Origin of the sequence: Streptomyces sp. NPDC004658, assembly GCF_040609555.1 — a bacterium.
GTDB lineage: Bacteria > Actinomycetota > Actinomycetes > Streptomycetales > Streptomycetaceae > Streptomyces.
Genome location: NZ_JBEXKG010000029.1, coordinates 13,415 through 30,987 on the forward strand (window position 1 = coordinate 13,415; position 17,573 = coordinate 30,987).

Consider the following 17,573-nt stretch of genomic DNA (forward strand, 5'->3'; position numbering starts at 1 on the left):
GTCAGACGGCGGGCACCAGGTGGAACATCACGCTCTCCGCCGGTACGGAGATGGGGTGCTGCCCCGCCAGACGCCAGCCCGCCTCCTCGAAGACGGGCCCCCACTCCTCCAGCGTCGGCAGGTAGTCGCCCATCACGGCGTGGGCGAACTCGAACGCCATACTGAAGACGGGCATGTCGGTGTCCGCGTACGTCGTCGTCCGCGTCGCGTCCGCGAGCAGGAAGTGCTTCAGGTCGGGGAACACCTCCCGGATGCGCCGCAACGACGCGACCGCCTCGGCGCGGGGCCAGAAGTCGTGGCCCATCATGAACGAGGTGAGCAGGTCGACTCCGGCGTACTCGGCGCGCGGTTCGAGCGCGGTGGCATCTCCCCGCGTGATGCTGATGCGGTCCGCGAGACCGGCCTCCGCCACCGCCTTGGTGGCGACCTCTATGGCCCCGTCGGCGGCGTCGATGCCGAGACCGCGCACGCCCGGCCTGGCCTGGGCCAGCTTGATCAGCCTCTCACCGCTGCCGCAGCCGAGGTCGGCCACGCAGGTGTAGTCGAGTTCGCTCACCACCGGCCAGAACACCGGGTCCCACCACTCGGCGTTGATCTCGCGGCAGGCGACGCTGATCGCCGCGGCGTCACGCCGGTAGAAGGCGCCGCTCCTGTTCTCGATTCGTATCAGGTCCGGGAGCGTGCTGAACAACTCGCCGCAGCCCCGGGTCATCCAGTGGAACAGCGACTTGGAGTGGTCCGCCTCCTCGAAGTTCGGGCCTGGCAGCACTGTGCCGCCCTCCCGGCGGACCACTTCGGCGGCGGCCAGCGCCCGGAACAGCTCACGCACCGAGCCCGCGTCCAGCTCTCGCTTCGCGGCGAAGGCGTCGGCGTCCAAGGAGCCCGCCTCCCGCAGCGCGTCGAAGATCCCGACCTCCCATGCCGCGCTGATCGCCGAAGCCGCCAAGGCGTGGTTGTAGACCTCGGTCATCGTCACAGTCGCCCTGCTCATGCCACATCCCTCTTCGTCGTGTTCACCAAGCTCTTCGGACGCATGTCGGTCCATTGCTGTTCGATGTGCTCCAGGCAGGTCCGCCGGTCGCTTTCCGCGTGCGCGACCGTCCATCCGCCGGGGATCTCCGTGAAAGCCGGCCACAGCGCGTACTGGTCCTCGTCGTTCCGCAGAACGACGAAGGAGGAGCTCGGCTCCGGCTCGTCCAGGGGTCTGCTCATATCCGTTTTCCGTTGTCGGTACGGGGGTGTCGTCAGACGCGCACGTTGCGCAGCCCGTCGGTGATGTGCTCGAAGACGACCCGCTCGTGCCGGTGCACGAAGAAGTGGTCGTCGTCCACGAGGTGCAGGGTGAAGTCGCGCGCCGTGTGGTCGCGCCACTTCTCCGCCGACCACACGGGAACCTGGGGATCGCGCGTACCGCACAGGGCCGTGACCGGCACGGGCAGCGGCGCCCGGGGGCGGTGGCGGTAGCTCGCCAGCACCGAGAAGTCGGCGCGGATGCGCGGGAGGCAGAGGTCGAGGAGGTCCTCGTCCTCGAACACCTCCTGCGGGGTGCCGCCGAGCCGCCGCATTTCCCTGACGAACTCGTCCCTCGGCAGATCGTGGATGCGCCAGTCGGGACGTTCCAGGTCGGGCGCCGCGCAGGCCGACACGGCGAGCAGCTCGGCGTGGTGCCCGGTCATCTCGTGCAGGCGGTGCGTGAGTTCGTGGGCGAGCAGGCCGCCCATGCTGTGCCCGAAGAGGGCGTAGCGCTCGCCCGTCCACGGAGCGATGGCTCGGGCAAGACGCTCGGCGAGCGCGTCGAAATCCTGCTCCGGCGGCTCGTGGAACCTGTTCTCGCGTCCCGGCAGCTGTACGGGTACGAACACCGCCTCCGGGACGCTCCGGCCGCTCCACGCCCGGTAGAGACCGGCGCCACCGCCCGCGTACGGGAGGCAGAAGACCCGGACCGGGGCCTCGGGGTCGGGGGCGCCGAAGGGAAACAGCACACCTGGATCGTCAGCCTTGGTGCTCATACGGTCCTTTCGGGAAGTGCGGAAGCATGGGAGTACTGGTGCGCGGGTGCGCTTCGGTGAGGCGTGGGGGTGCGGGGCGACGGCCGGCCAAGGCTCAGGGCCGCGCCGGTTCCCGCGCCTGCTCGATCGCGGCCGCACAGGCAGCGACGGTTCCGCCCTCCAGTACCGCGCGCACGGAGAAGTCGACCTGCCATTCCTGGCGTACGCGGGAGGCGATACGGGTGGCCTTGATGGAGTTGCCGCCCAGAGCGAAGAAGTCCTCGTGCGCGCCGACACCGTCCAGGCCGAGTACCTGCGCCCAGAGTTCGGCCACCCGCCTCTCCAGCGGGGTGAGGGGCTCCGCCCGCCGGTTGTCCGGCACCCGGCGCTCGGGCGCCGGCAGGGCCGCGTGGTCCAGCTTGCCGTTGGCGGTCAGGGGCAGGGAGTCCAGGACGACGAAGGAGTTGGGCACCATGTAGTCCGGCAGGGTCCGGCGCAGGAAGAGGCGCCACTCGTCCTCCACCGGTGCCTCTCCCGGCCGCAGGACGAGGTACGCGATGAGCCGCTGGTCCGCTCCCGTTCCTCCGTCCCCGCCGGTGGCGCTGTCGCGCACCAGGACGGCGGCGTCCTTCACGGCCGAGTGCTCCAGCAGGGCGCTCTCCACCTCTCCCGTCTCGATGCGCAGGCCCCGGATCTTGGCCTGCCCGTCGGCCCTGCCGACGAAGTCGAGACGCCCGTCGGGACGCCGGCACAGCAGGTCCCCGCTCCGGTAGAGGCGGGCCCCGGGGACACCGGAGAAGGGATCGGGCTGGAAGCGCTCGGCGGTGAGGCCGGGGCGGTTGAGGAAGCCGCGGCCGACACCGACGCCACCCAGGCACAGCTCACCGGGGACGCCGACGGGAACGGGCTGGCCGGCGCTGTCCAGCAGGTGGAGCCGGATGCCGGGGATCGGCCGGCCGACCGACGGCGGACGCCCGTCGGCCGAGCACTCCTCCACCGTGGCCCAGATGCTCGTCTCCGTGTGTCCGTACACGTTGAAGACCCGTCGCCCCGGACACCACCGGCTCAGCAGGGCCGGGGAGATCGATTCGCCGCCGAGCACGATGGTGCGCAGCAGGGGCAACCGCTCGGGTGCCTCCAGCGGGAGGGCGGCGAGCGCGGAAGGGGGCATGACCAGGCAGGTGACGCGCTCACGCTCCAGCAGGTCGACGAGGCCCGGGCCCGGTATGACGTCCTCCCGGGAGGCCAGCAGGAGGACCGCTCCCGTCCCCAGGGCGAGGAAAATTTCGAACACCGACGCGTCGAAACTCGGGGAGGCCCACTGCAGTACCCGGTCCTCGGGCGTGACGCCGAACGCGTCGTGCTGTGCGAGGCAGCTGTTCACCAACCCCTCGTGAGGGATGAGGGCGCCCTTGGGCCGCCCGGTCGATCCCGAGGTGTAGAGGACGTACGCGAGGTTGCCGGGCCTGATGCCGGCGGAGAGCGGTTCCGTGCCGTACCGCTCGATCTCCTCGGCCTGCTCGTCCAGCAGGACGGCGGGCACACCGAGCGTCGCGGGAAGGTGCCCTCGTGCCGTACTGCTGGTCAGCAGGAGGGAGAGCTCCGCGTCCCGGCTCATGAAGTCGAGGCGTTCCGCCGGGTAGGCGGGGTCGAGCGGTACGAATGCGCCGCCCGCCTTCAGGACGGCGAGCAACGCCACCACGAGGCCGACCGAGCGGTCCAGGCAGAGCCCGACCCGGGTTTCCGGCCCGATGCCGTGTTCGCGCAGCAGACGCGCCAGCTGGTTGGCCCTCTCGTCGAGCTGCCGGTAGGTCAGGACCTCTTCCCCGAAGGCGACCGCCGGCGCGTCCGGTGACCGCCGCGCCTGCCGCTCGATCAGGTGGTGGGCGCACAGGCCGGGCCGCGGCTCGACAGGCCCGCCGTCGCCCCACTGCTCGATGAGCTCCCGCTCCCCGGCGGTCAGCAGGGGAATCCGGCCGGCCGGGATGGTGAGATCGGCGGCGACCGTCTCCAGGATGGTGGCGAAGTGTCCCAGCATGCGCTCGACGACGGCTGCCTCGAAGCGGGCCGGGTCGTACCCGATGCGCAGGGTGATCTCCTCGTCGGGGATGACGAGGACGGCCAACGGGTAGTTGGTGTGGTACCGGTACTCGCCGCGCCGGACCTCCAGTTCGCCGGTGCGGCTGCCCAGGCTGGTGATCCGGGGGACGTTCAGGATCGTCATGATGCTCTCGAACAGCGGCTCGCCCGGTGCGGCGTCGCTCCACTGCTGGACGTCCGCCAGCGGGCTGGCCAGGAAGCCCTTCACCCTCGCCTGCGCCGCCTGGACCCGCGCGCATGACTCGGCGAACGGACGGTGCGGAGCGACTCGTGTCCGCAACGGCAGCGTGTTGATGAACAGACCGAGGGTGTCCTCGATTCCGTCCAGCTCGGCCGGCCGGTGCGTCATGGTCATCCCGAACACCGCGTCCTGCTGGGCGGTGTACCGGCTCAGCAGCAGGCCCCAGGCGGTCTGGAGCACGGTGCTGAGAGTCAGCCGGTGCTCGCGGGCGAGCCGTCGCAGGGCGTCGCCCGTCTCCCGTGCGAGCACCAGCGACAGCTCGGGATTCTCCCGGCCGGTGTCCTCCCGGGCGGGCCCGGCCACGGGCTCGGCCACCGGGAGCGGGGCGGGCCGGAACCCGGCCAGCTCCCCGCGCCAGAACTCCTCCGCCCGGCTCATGTCCTGACCGCGTACCCAGGCGACGTAGTCGTGGTACGGCCGTACGGCCGGGGAGGCCAGGGGCAGGTCCCGCACCAAGTGGTCGTACGCGGAGAGCACTTCCTCCAGCAGCATCAGAGCCGACCAGGCGTCCAGCAGGATGTGGTGGTAGCGGAAGACGAACACGTGCCGCCGGTCGGCGACTCGGATCAGGTGCAGCCGGAAGAGGGGCGCCCGGTCCAGGCTGAACCCCTGGCGCCGGTCACGGCGCAGGAACTCCTCCAGGCGCTCCTCGACGCCACGGGCCTGCCCTGTGTCCCGCCAGTCGTGCCGCTCGATACGCGCCGTACCACGGGCGTGGACGACCTGCGCGGGCTCGGCGATCTCCTCCCAGTGGTACGAGGACCGCAGGATGGTGTGCCGGTCGACCGCCCGCTGCCAGGCCCGTTCCAGGGCGTCGGTGTCCAGGTCGCCGTCGAGTGTCTGGATGATCTGGTCGACGTAGAAGGACGTCCCCGGGTCGCGGACGGTGTGGTACAGGAGGCCCTGCTGCAAGGGGGAGAGGGGGTGTACGCCCTCGATGCTCGCCGTCACCGGCTTCGCCTTTCTGTGTCGCTGTGGTCTCTGGGGCTGTCGTCGCCGGTGCTGTCATCACCGCGGCCGGCATCCCCGCCGCCGTCGCCGGCCCCGGTGGCACCGATACGGGACAGCAGCCGCCGCAGGTCGTCCTCGGCCAGATGGCTCTGCGGGACGCCGGTGCCCTCAGGTGCCCCGGCCTGTGCCGAAGCGGTACTCGCCGAAGCGGCCGCGAGCCTCGCCAGCCCGGCCACCGTCGGGTGGGCGAAGAAGTCGGCCTCGCTGAGACGGATCCCGGCCTGCTTGGCCTTGCTGATGATCCGCAGGCTGGTGATGGAGTCGCCGCCGAGCCGGAAATAGTCGTCCTCGACGCCGATGGGGTGGATGCCGAGCAGTGATTCCCAGATCGCCACCAGCTCCGCCTCGGTCGCGTTCCGCGGCGGGAGCGCGGGCCCGAGCGTGGCGGGGCGGTCGTAGACGGTCTGCCCGGCCGCGGCACCCGTCCCGGCCGGCCGCGCGGCCGCGGGCCGCTCATCAGGGCGCTCACCGGTCGCGTCGCCGGCATGGACGTACGCGTGCGGGATCCCCGACCGCAGCAGGTCCTCCAGGGCCCGCATCGCGGGTCCCGGTCGGAGCATGCCGAAGCCGCTCTCCCGCACTCGCCGGCCGGCGGGCTCGTCGAGGGTCGCCACCATGCCGGCGCCGCTCCACGGCCCCCACGCCACGCTCGTGCCGGGCAGTCCGAGGGACCGCCGGTGGTGGGCGAGAGCGTCGAGGAAGGCGTTGGCGGCGGCGTACCCGCTCTGGCCGCGTGAGCCCATGAGCGCGGCCACGGAGGAGTAGAGGACGAAGAAGTCCAGCTTGGTGTCGCGGGTCAGCAGGTGCAGGTTCCACGCGCCGCGCGCCTTCGGAGCCATCACGGCGCGCAGGCGGTCCGCGGTCTGCCGCTGGAGGCTCCCGTCGTCCAGCACCCCAGCCGCGTGAACCACCCCGCGCAGCGGCGGCATGGAGCCCTCCAGCTCGGCGAGGATCCTCTCGACCGCGTCGAAATCGGCGACATCGGCCTGGCGGACCAGCACCTGGGCTCCCGCCCGCCGCCACCGGCCGATGGCGGACCGCGCGCCCTCGGAGGGTGCCCGGCGCCCGACCAGGACGAGGTGCCGGGCCCCGCGCCGGACGAGCCAGTCCGCCGTGTGCAGGCCCAGCGCCCCGAGCCCGCCGGTCACCAGGTACGTACCGTCCGCCCGGACCGGCTCCGGTACGCCGGCGCTGTCGTACGACGCGGGCGGTACGTCCGTCGTCACGGCGATGTGGCGCCGCCCGTCCCGCCAGGCGACACGGTCGTCGGGGACAGACCGCAGCGCCTCCGCGAGGAGCGCCTCGGCCTCGCGCTCGGCCGTCGCTTCCCCGTGCGGGTCCAGGTCGACGAGCACGCAGCGTACGTCGGGGTTCTCGGCGTTCGCGATGGCCGCCAAGCCCCACAGCGGAGCGTGGACGACGCCGGCCGGGTGCACGGACGGTGACTGCGCGCCGCGGGTCGCCACGAGGACCCGCGCCTCGCGCCCGGTGCTGCCCAGCTCCCGCAGGACGGACAGCAGCGCGGCGGATCCCCGGGCCTGGGCGTCGTCGACGTGGTCGGCCGTGAGCTCGTGGCCCAGTTCCCCCGGCTCGTCCAGCCCCCACAGGAAGGCGACGTTCAACGGCCGCTCCCCGGCCGCCTGTTCCCCCTCGCGTACGAGCGCGGCGATGTCCGCGTCCTCGCGGGCGCCGGCCTCGACGAGGGTGACCCGCCGCGCGTGGGCGCGCAGTCGTGCGGCCAGCGCGGCTCCGACGCCCCGGCGCTCGCCCAGCACCAGCCAGTCCGCGGGCGGCGTACCGGCCGGGGAGACGTCGGGGGCCTCCGCGGCCTCCCACGCGGGCTGCCGGACGATGGCGGCGTCCCGACGCAGCAGTGTCTCCGCCGACACCCGGCGCAGCCACATACCCTCCATCTCCAGAAGGACGTTGCCGTCCTCGTCGGCCAGCAGCAGGTCCGCCACCACCGTGTCGCCGCCGGGGCTCTGGTCCGCCCGCTCCCGCACGTGGCACCACAGGGGCGCGTGCGGCGGTGCCTGCCGATACCTCAGACCGTCCAGGCGGATGGGCACCCGCACGCCCAGCTCCTCGTCCGGCCGAGCGGCCCACACCAGAGCCACCACGGCCTGGACGCAGGAGTCGACCAGCCCCGGAGGCAGGAGGAAGTCACCGTCCGGGTCGTGCCGCTCGGGCGGGAGCATCCGGATCAGGACCTCTCCGGGACGGCACCTCACCTCGTCGATGTACCGGAAGCCGGGCCCCAGCTCGGCGCCGCTCGCGCGCATCGCGGCGTAGAAGTCGGTGCCGTCGAGGCGTCGGCCCCGCTCGCCGAACAGCTCACCGAGTGCCCGCGCGCGGTCCGCCGTGCCGGGTCCCGAGGACACGCGCGCCGTGCCGCTGGCGTGCGTGGTCCAGCTCTGCCCGCCCGTTTCCCCGGCGGGGGCGCTGACCACGCTGAAGGCCCGGGCGTCCGGCCCGTCGTCGCCCTCGATGATCAGCTGTACGTCCCGGCCGGCGTCGTCGGCGGTCATGGCGTGCGGGAAGGAGACCCCTTCCAGCAGGACGCCCGCGCCCTTAGGGCCGCCCCGCACCACGGCGGCGACGGTCATGGCCAGGTGGGACGCCGCCGGGACGACCACCTCGCCGAAGAGCACGTGGTCGGCGAGGAAGGCCGGGGAGCCGGCGGTGAACCGGTTGTGGAACACCGTGTCGCGCAGCGCGGGCGAGTTCAGCCGCGTACCCGGGAAGACCGGCGTACCGGCCGAAGAGTCGGAAGCGGCCGGACGCCCCACGCCGGCGGTTCGTGCGGCTCCCCTGCTCCCCGAGTCGCGCGTGTCCCTCCAGTAACGCGTCCGGGCGAACGGATAGGTCGGCAGCGGCACCCTGTTCCGGTGGAACCCGGCGTCGACGGCGTGCCAGTCGACGTCGGCGCCGGCCTCGTACAGGCTCCCGAGGGTCTGGAGGATCTGCTGCCAGTCGTCGGTGTGGCGGGACAGGGACGGCAGCCAGAGCCGGTCCGCGCGGGGGTCCAGGCCCTGCCGGGTGACCAGACGGGTCAGGACGGGTTCGGGACCGATCTCCAGGGCCGCGTCGAACCGCCGCTCCAGCAGCGCCCGGACGGCGGGAAGGAACCGGACCGTGTCGCGGGCGTTGCGCCGCCAGTAGTCGTTCCCGGCCATGTCGGCGCCGTCGACCCGCCCGCCCGTGACGGTGGAGATGAGCGGGGTTCCGCCCTGCCTGTGGGGCACGCCCGCGGCCAGGGCGCCGAACGGCTCCAGCATGGGCTCCATGAGCGCGGAGTGGAAGGCGTGCGAGGCGGTGAGCCGACGAGCGGTCACCTCCCGGGCGCGCAGCGCCCCGAGGAGGGCGTCCACGTCGTCGACGGGGCCCGAGACCACCGTCTGGAGCGGACCGTTGACGGCCGCGACACTCAGCCGTCCCGCGTAGGGCGCGAGCATCCCGGCCACCGTCGGCTCGTCCGCCATGACGACGGCCATCGCCCCGTGCCCCGGCAGTTCGGCCATGAGCCGGCCGCGTTCGGCGACCAGCGTCAGCGCGTCCTCGACCCGCAGGACTCCGGCGGCGCAGGCGGCCGCGAACTCGCCGACACTGTGCCCGAGAACGACGGACGGGGTGATGCCCCACGCCTTCCACAGGGACACCAGGGCGTAGGCGACGGAGAAGAGAGCAGGCTGCGCGTACCGCGTGCGGTCGATCAGCGACCGGTCACCGTCCGGCGCGTACAGCACATCGGTCAGGGACCACCCGAAGCGGTCGCGCAGCAGTTCGGCGCAGGTGTCGAGGGCTTCGCGGAAGACCGGCTGGCTGTCGTACAGCCCCGCGCCCATGCCGAAGTACTGCGACGCCTGCCCGGTGAAGAGGAACGCGGTGCGGAAGTCGCGGCCGGCGGCGCCCGGTTGGTCAGGGCTCGCGCCCGGCGTGCTCGCCGCCTGCGCCTGCCACGACGACAGCTGGGCCCTGAGGTCCTCGGTGTCCGACGCGACGAAGAGGGCGCGGTGCGGCGGGGCGAAATGAGCGCGTCCGGTGTTGGCCGCATACGCCACGTCCGCGCACGGCAGGTCCGGGTGCCGTTCCAAGTGGTCGCGGTAACGCTCGACCAAGCGGTGCAGAGCGGCCCCGTCGCGGGCGGACAGTGCCACGGGGTGGTGCGACCGTTCCCGGGCACCGGCCGCGGAAGGCGGCGCCGGGGCGGGCGGAGCCTCTTCCACGATCACATGGGCGTTGGTGCCGCCGATCCCGAAGGAGCTCACTCCCGCCCTGCGGGGGCGGCCGGTACGGGGCCACGGCCGTGCTTCGGTGACCACGTCCAGCAGCAGGTCGTCCCAGGCGATGCGGTCGTTGCGGTCCCGCAGGTGGAGGTGGGCCGGTATCTCCTCGTGACGCAGCGAGAGGACGACCTTCATGAGGCCCGCTATGCCCGCCGCCGCCTCCAGGTGGCCGATGTTCGTCTTGACCGTGCCCATGAGGAGAGGGCGGTCGGGGGTCCGGCCACGCCTGAGGACGGCACCGAGGGCGTTGGCTTCGATGGGATCACCGATCGGGGTGCCGGTGCCGTGGGTCTCGACGTAGTCGACCTCCGCGGGCTCCACGGCGGCCGCCTTCAGGGCGGTCTCGACCAGCTCCTGCTGGGCGCTGCCGTTGGGGACGGTGAGGCCGCTGCCGCGGCCCCCGTGGTTGACGGCGGAGCCGCGGAGCACGGCCAGCACCGTGTCCCCCGCTGCCCGGGCGTCCGACAGCCGCTTGAGGACGACCATCCCGGCGCCCTCCCCCCGGGAGTATCCGTCGGCCGACGCGTCGAACGCGCGGCTGCGGCCCTCCGGCGACAGGACGCCGGCCTGGGAGAGATAGACGTTCATCTCCGGCGCGATCATGAGGTGGACGCCACCGGCGAGGGCCAGGTCGCACTCGCCCGACCGCAGGCTCTGCATCGCCAGATGGACCGTCACCAGCGAGGACGAGCAGCCGGTGTCGATGGCGAGGGACGGGCCGCGCACACCGAGCAGGTACGACAGACGTCCGGCGGCCGCGCAGAAGAGGTTGCCCGTGCCCATGTGCCCGTCGATGCGTGACAGGTCGGCGGTCTGCAGAAGCTTGTAGTCGTCGATGCCGATGCCGACGAAGACTCCTGTCGCGGTGTTCCGGAGCGCCGTGGGCGGCTGCCCCATGTTCTCGAGGGCCTCCCAGGTGACCTCCAGCAGCAGCCGGTGCTGGGGGTCGAGGGTTTCCGCCTCGCGCGGCGGGATGCCGAAGAACTCGGCGTCGAAGGTGTCGATCGCGTCGAGGAAGCCGCCGCGCTTCGACCGTACGGTGCCGGGCCGGGCTCCTTCCGGGTCGTGCAGGGCGTCGGCGTCCCAGCGCCCTGCGGGGACGGTCGAGGTGGCGTCCGTCCCGGACTTCAGCAGCTTCCAGAAGGACTCCGGGTCGCGCGCCCCGCCGGGGAAGCGGCACCCCATGCCCACGACGGCGATCGGTTCGGGAACGAGGGGCGTGCGGTCGGCCGGCTCGGGGGCGGAGGTGGGTTCCGCGGCGTTCCGCTGCCGCCGGAGGCGTTCCTCCAGCAGGGCCCGCTGGGACGCCGGGAGCGCCGCGATGCGCTCGGTGATGCTACTCATGCGTCTGGTCCCTTCCGGGCTCGTTTCCCAAGGTGAGTTCGTCCAGGTAGCGGGCCGCCTCGTCAGCGGAGAGGCGCTCCACTTCGGCCAGCAGCTCCTCGACGCCGGCGTCCTCCGCGTCCGGCTCCGTCTCGTCCTTGGGGGTGAGTCCCAGCTCGTCGAGGAGGTGGGCGGCGAGGGAGGCGCAGGTCGGGTGGTCGAAGGGCAGCGTCCCGGTCACGGTGATCCGGTCGCCCAGGTCCTCGCGCAGGCGACTCACCAGCTTCAGGTTCATGAGTGAGTCCATGCCGAGCTGGAAGAAGCCCGTGTCGGGGTCCACGGCGTGGTGCGCGGGAAAGCCCGCGATGTCGGCCACGTGGGCGGCCAGGTGCGCGACCAGGTGTTCCAGCCGGTCCGCGGGTTCGAGCGAGCCGAGCCGGTCCGGCAGCGGGTGTCCGGCGTCGGCGTGCTCGTCTCCCACGGCGGCGCTCCCGGCGCATGCGGCGCTTCCTGTGCTGCCCGCGCTGCTTCCGGCAGCCGTTTCGGCCGAGGGCGCGTGTACGAGAGCGAGCAGGCCGCGGTTGGCCGTGGCGGGCAGCCAGTCGGCGTACGTCGCCCAGTCGACCGCGTACACGCCCGTCCCGGGTGCGGGGTGCTCCAGGATCCGGTCCAGCAGACGGGCACCCTTGGCGCGGGTGATCGTTCGGGCCCCGCGTTCGCTCCAGCGGTACCGAGCCGCGGCGGCCGAGTCCGTCATGCCGACGCCTTCCCACGGCCCCCAGTTGACGCTCGTGGCGGGAAGGCCCAGCGCGACGCGGCGGTCGGCCAGGCTGTCCAGTGCGGCATTCGCCGCCGCGTAGCCGCCCTGCCCCGGGGAACCGAGGACGGCGACGAACGACGAGAAGAGCACGAAATAGTCGAGCGGCAGGTCTCGCGTCCACAGGTCCAGGTGGTGCGCGCCGATCACCTTGGGGGCCAGCACCGCCCGGTACCGGTCCCAGTCCTGCTGGAGAAGTGTCCCGTCGTCGAGGACACCGGCCGCGTGGAAGACGCCGCGCAGCACGGGACGGTGCCGTCCGAAGGTGCCGATGACGCTCCGCACGTCATCGGCGCGGGTGACGTCGGCCTGCACGACATCCACGGTCGCGCCGGACGCGGTCAGCTCGGCGAGCGCGGCGCGGGCGTCCGCGTCCGGTGCCCGACGGCCCAGCAGCACCAGGTGGCGGGCTCCGGCGGCGACCAGTCGGCGGGCGACCACGAGGCCGATGCCGCCGAGACCTCCGGTGATCAGGTAGGAGCCGTCCGGGCGGATCCGGGACCGCCGTGCGCGGCTGCCGGACTCGTCCTGTGCCGCGCTCGCCGTCCGAGCCACCCTCGCCACGCGGCGCGAGCCGTCACGGAAGGCGATCTGATCCTCGCCGTCTCCGGCGAGGAGTTCCCGCACCAGCGCGTCCGCCGCCCGTGCGGGGTCGGCCGGCGCCGGGTCGAGGTCCACGAGTCCGCCCCACACCTCGGGGTGCTCGAGCGCGACCACTCGGCCGAAGCCCCACAGCGCACCATGAGAAACGTTTCTCCCGTCGGCTGCCCGGCCCTCGCCCGGCTGCTCGCCCGCGGGCTGGGCGCCCGACGTGACGAGCCACAGGAGCGGCGCCGAGCGTCCCTCCCAGGAAGCGAGCGTCCGCACGGTGGCCAGAGCCGGACGCAGCGAGCGCTCCAGCGCCTCCTCGAGCGCGGACGCCTCCTGGAGCGCGGACGTCTCCTCGGGACCGGCGAGGTGGACCACGCCGCGGCAGGGGGCGGTCGCCTCCCTCAGGGCCCGCGGCAGCTCCGCCGGGGTCCGTGCCAGGGCACATTCCTGCCCGGCCGAGCGGAGCGCGCGCGCCACCGAGCCGGCGAACGCACCCTCGGGGTCGTCGGTGAGGACGACCCAGCTGCCCGGGCCGGCGGCCTTCGCCGGGGCCGACAGCGGCTTGTCGTGCCAGACGACTTCGTGCAGCCAGTCGCCGGTGTCGTCCTCCGCCGGCGACGACGCCAGGCGCTCGAGGATCCTGGGCAGGAGCCGCATCTCGTCCGGCGACAACACGCCCCGCCGAGCGAGCTCGTCGGTGACGCGCTCCACGTCGCCGTGGGCCAGTCGCTCCAGCAGCTCCGGCAGCTCCCGTGCGGCTCCGTGCGGTGCCGCCGCCGTACCGATCGGCGCGGGGTCGATCCAGTACCTGTCCCGTTGCCAGGGGTGCTCCGGTGTGGTGACCAGGCGACCGGGCCGGGACCGCAGGGCCTTGCGGTCCACGCCTTGCCCATGGGCCCAGAGGGTGGCGGCCGTTTCCCGGAGCGCCTGGCACTCCCCGCTTCCCCGGCGCATCGTGGGGACGACGAGGGGGTCGTGGCCCGCCTCCTCCAGGCACTGGGTCGCCGGGGCGACCAGGACCGGATGGGGTCCGAGCTCCACGAAGGCGCGGTGTCCTTCGGCTGCGAGCGCGTCAACGGCCTCCGAGAACCGTACGGGCTCGCTGATCGTCCGGACCCAGTACGCGGCGTCGAAGTGCTCGCCCGGGAAGAAGCCGGCGTCGATGGTCGAGAACACCGGGACATCGCCCGCCCGGGGCCGGATGTCCGCCAGCAGACGGCCGAGTTCCTCCTGGTACGCGCGCATCCGGGGGCTGTGCGAGGGGTAGCCGACGCGGAGCATCCGCCGGAAGACGGCGGGCGGGAGGTCGTCGAGCAGCGCCCGCAGGGCCTCGGTGTCGCCGCTCACCAGCGTCGTACGGGGGCCGTTGACGGCTGCGACGGACACCTCGCCCGGTCGGCCGGCCAGGAGTTCCGCCACCTCGCGCGCTCCGAGGCCCACCGCCGCCATGCGGCCGGTTCCGGTGGCCCGTTGCAGGATGCGGCCCCGGTGGAGCGCGACGCCGAGCGCGTCCTCCAGAGTGAGGGCTCCGGCGCAGTGGGCGGCCGCGATCTCGCCGGCGCTGTGTCCGACGACGGCGGCCGGGTGGATGCCCCAGGAGCGCAGGAGTGCGGCGAGGCCCGCCTGGAGGGCGAACAGCGCGGGCTGGGTGATCTCGGTCTCGTCGATCCTGGAGGAGGTCTCGGGTTTCCGGAGTTCGTCGATGAGCGACCAGCCCGCCGTCTCCGCCAGCCACCGGTCGCACCGCTCGACGACGTCCCGGAAGACCGCCTCGCGGGCGAACAGCTCACAGCCCATACGGGCGGCCTGGGCTCCCTGGCCCGAGAAGAGGAACACGGGTCCGGAGGTGGCGCGCCGGGCCCTGCCCATGACCAGGCCGTCGGTCGCGCGCCCCGCGGCGAGTTCCCGGAGCCGGTCGCGGAGTTCACCGGAGGAGGCGAACACCACCGCCGCACGGTGCGCGTGGTGGTCGCGGCCGAGCGCCGCGGTGTGGCACAGGTCGTCGAGGTCGACGCGCGCCGCCGGTCCGGTCAGCAGCTCTCCGGTCTCACGGGCCAGCTGCCGCAGGGCAGGCAGCGAGTGGGCGCTCAGTGCGAGGGTGCGGACGAGTGGCTCCTCCGCCACCGGTACGGCGAGCCGCTCCGCCGCCGGCGGAAGGCCGACGAGCGTCAGGTCCGCCGGGTAGACGGGGCGCCAGGCCACGGCGCGGCCCGCGCGGTACAGCGCGCCGAGGGTGCTCAGCATGACTTCACGCGCGTCCTGTCCACGGCGCTGGGACGCCAGGGAACGGGCCGGCCTGCCGAGGTCCTCGGCGATGACGTCCACCGAGCCGGTGAGCACGGCGTGCGGGCTGACCTCCAGGAAGTGCTCGTAACCCGCCTCGAGGAGCTGCTCGACCGCCGGTGCGAAGAGCACGGGTTCGCGCAGGTTGCGCACCCAGTAGGCGGCGTCGAGCCGGCCTCCCTCGATGAAGTCGGCGGTCACCGACGACATGACCGGGACACCGGCCTGCGACGGCCGTACACCGGACAGAGCCTCGCGCAGTTCCGGCAGGAGAGGGTCGCACTGACCGCTGTGGGAGGCGACGCCCATGTTCACCCGGCGGCAGCGGACACCGCGCCGGTGCAGCTCCGCCAGGAACTCGTCGAGCGCCCTGGCGTCTCCCGAGATCACGGAGCTCCTGGTGCTGTTCGCCCCGGCGGGGAAGAGGCCGGGGTGGTCGGCGAGGAGGTCGCGTACCTCGGCGAAGGAGAGGTCCACGACCGCCACGGCGCCCTGGCCCTCGATGCGCTCCATGAGGCGGCTGCGCTCGCACACCACGCGCACCGCGTCCTCCAGGCGCAGAGCGCCCGCCACGTGCGCGGCCGCCACTTCGCCGAGGCTGTGCCCCACGACGGCGTCCGGCTCGATGCCCCAGGAGCGCCACAGCGCCGCGAGGGCGACCTGGATGGCGAAGACGGCCGGCTGCATCACGGTGGTGGCGTCCAGCCGGGACGCGTCGGCGTCACGCCTCAGCTCCTCGACGACCGAGATGCCGGCGTGGGCGCGGACGAGGCGGTCGCACTCCAGCAGCGTCTCGCGGAAGGCGGGTTCGGTGTGCAGCAGTTCGAGGCCCATGCCGCACCACTGCGAGCCCTGCCCGGAGAACACGAAGGCGAGACGGGGGCCCTCGACCGCGGCACCGGCACCGGCGCCGGACGCGATGTCCTTCAGCGCTCTGCGCAGGCCGGCCCGGTCGCGAACGGTCACCGCGGCTCGGTACGGGTGTGCGGTCAGGCGCAGGCCGGCGGTGGCGCACCAGGCCGGGACGGATTCCGACGGATCCTTGTCGACCTCGTCGAGCAGCGCGTCCGCGGCCTCCCGCAGCTCCTCCTCGCTGGGGGCGGAGAGCGGCAGCAGCTGTACGGGGCTGGCGGGCGGCCCCTCCACGACCACGTGCGCGTTGGTGCCGCCGAAGCCGAAGGAGCTGACGCCCGCCAGCATCCTGTCGCCGTCGCCCGGCCAGGCGGTGAGGGCGGTCGGCACGGCGAGACGCAGCGCGTCGAAGGCGATGTCGGGGTTGGGCCGGGTGTGGTGAAGCGTGGCGGGGATGGACCGGTGGCGCATCGACAAGGCCACCTTGATGAGCCCCGCGATGCCCGCCGCGGCCTCCAGATGACCGATGTTGGTCTTCACGGAACCGATGAGCAGGGGCGATTCGGCGGGCCGTCCGTCGCCCAGCACCGTGCCGAGCGCGTGTGCCTCGATGGGGTCGCCGAGCGGCGTTCCGGTGCCGTGTGTCTCGATGTACTGGACGTCGTGGACGTCGACACCGGCACGCTCGTAGGCGGTGCGGAGCATGGCTTGCTGCGCGGAGGGGTTCGGGGCGGTGAGGCCGTTGCTGGGGCCGTCGTTGTTGACCGCGCTGCCCCGGATCACGCAGTGGATGCGGTCCCCGTCGGCCAGGGCTGCCGAGAGCCGCTTCAGCACCACGATCCCGCCGCCCTCGCCGCGGACGTATCCGTCGGCGGACGCGTCGAACGCGGCCGAACGGCCGCGCGGGCTCATCGCCCCGAGCTTCGACATCGCGGCGCTGCTCTCCGGCGCGAGCACCAGGTTCACGCCGCCGGCGAGGGCCAGCGCGCTCTCTCCGGAGCGCAGGCTCTGACACGCCAGGTGTACGGCGACGAGGGACGACGAGCAGGCGGTGTTGACGCCGATGCTGGGTCCCTGGAGGCCCAGCGTGTAGGACACGCGAGCCGGCACGATGCTCGGTTCCTGGCCCGTGGCGGTGTGCTGCTCTATCGATTCCAGATTGCGCCCGAAAAGCCGCGCGTAATCACTCCACAAAGTCCCCAGAAATACGCCTGTGCTGCCCGCCCGAAGGGACGAGGGCGGTATTCCGGCGTCCTGGAGCGAACTCCATGCGAGTTCGAGGGCGATGCGCTGCTGCGGATCCATCTGGACGGCTTCGCGCGGGGATATTCCGAAGAACTGCGGATCGAATGCGTCCACGTCGGCCAGAAAACCGCCACGCCTTGTGCTCATCTTTCCGGCGGTGGCGGGGTCGGCGTCGTACAGCGCTTCGGCGTTCCAGCGCTCCGGGGGTATGCCGGTGACGGCGTCACCGCCGGAACGCAGCAGGTTCCAGTACGCCTCGGCATTCGGCGCCCCCGGAAAGCGGCAGGCAAGTCCCACGACGGCAATGGGCTCGTCGGAGGGTGCGGCGTCGGTCAGGTCCGCCGGTGCCGCTGCGGGGCCGGGTCCGTCCGTGCCGCCGGCGAGGGCCTCGGCGAGGCGGGCGATGGTGGGGAAGTGCCAGGCGAGCGTGGGAGAAAGGGACTTCCCGAGTTCCGTCGCCAGCTCTGCGGTAAGGGCGGTCATCGCGGCGGAGTCGATGCCCAGGTCGCGGTATTGGGTCTCCATGTCAGTGTCATGGATTGTCACCCCGAGCTGTTCACCGATTTTTCGCCTCAGCCAGTGCGCAATGTCGCTGGCGGTGTTCATGTCCGCATCCCCGTTTCGTGAATTGGGCAGAGGCTGCCCATGAGAGCGACTCGGTCGTGAATTAGCCTGCCGCAGTCGGGTACGAGTTTGTCGCAACCACCGACGAAGATCAACTCATTTCTAGCCCGGCGGGGGTAAAGAGTCAACCGGGCCAGGAGAATCTTCTTCGAACAGGCCTGGAGGCATGACGAATGGGCGCCGGCCGATTAACCGGCGGGGCGCGAAATTTG

6 protein-coding genes are annotated in these 17,573 nt (G+C 72.7%); all 6 read right to left on the reverse strand.

The genetic code is table 11. The features are described 5' to 3' along the window. Position 1: 1 nt before the first annotated feature. Positions 2–991: a class I SAM-dependent methyltransferase gene (locus ABZV94_RS13410; RefSeq protein WP_356340350.1), complete on the reverse strand. Its 990-nt coding sequence runs from the start codon at positions 989–991 to the stop codon at positions 2–4. Beyond that, positions 988–1,212 carry an MbtH family NRPS accessory protein gene (locus ABZV94_RS13415; RefSeq protein ID WP_356340352.1) on the reverse strand — a complete coding sequence of 75 codons (225 nt, stop codon included), beginning with the start codon at positions 1,210–1,212 and terminating at the stop codon, positions 988–990. The genes ABZV94_RS13410 and ABZV94_RS13415 overlap by 4 nt, the downstream gene beginning before the upstream one ends. Positions 1,213–1,244: 32 nt before the next feature. After that, the gene (locus tag ABZV94_RS13420; RefSeq protein ID WP_356340353.1) at positions 1,245–2,009 is read right to left on the reverse strand and encodes an alpha/beta fold hydrolase; all 765 of its coding nucleotides are present in this window, start codon (positions 2,007–2,009) and stop codon (positions 1,245–1,247) included. Positions 2,010–2,103: 94 nt separating this feature from the next. Then, a complete protein-coding gene (locus ABZV94_RS13425; RefSeq protein ID WP_356340355.1) occupies positions 2,104–5,280 on the reverse strand; it encodes an amino acid adenylation domain-containing protein in 3,177 nt (1,058 codons plus the stop codon). Further along, complete coding sequence (locus ABZV94_RS13430) at positions 5,277–10,970, reverse strand: SDR family NAD(P)-dependent oxidoreductase (RefSeq protein ID WP_356340356.1); 5,694 nt, start codon at positions 10,968–10,970, stop codon at positions 5,277–5,279. The genes ABZV94_RS13425 and ABZV94_RS13430 overlap by 4 nt, the downstream gene beginning before the upstream one ends. Beyond that, positions 10,963–17,343 carry an SDR family NAD(P)-dependent oxidoreductase gene (locus tag ABZV94_RS13435; protein WP_356340358.1) on the reverse strand — a complete coding sequence of 2,127 codons (6,381 nt, stop codon included), beginning with the start codon at positions 17,341–17,343 and terminating at the stop codon, positions 10,963–10,965. Before ABZV94_RS13435 ends, ABZV94_RS13430 begins: the two co-directional genes overlap by 8 nt. Positions 17,344–17,573 lie beyond the last annotated feature (230 nt).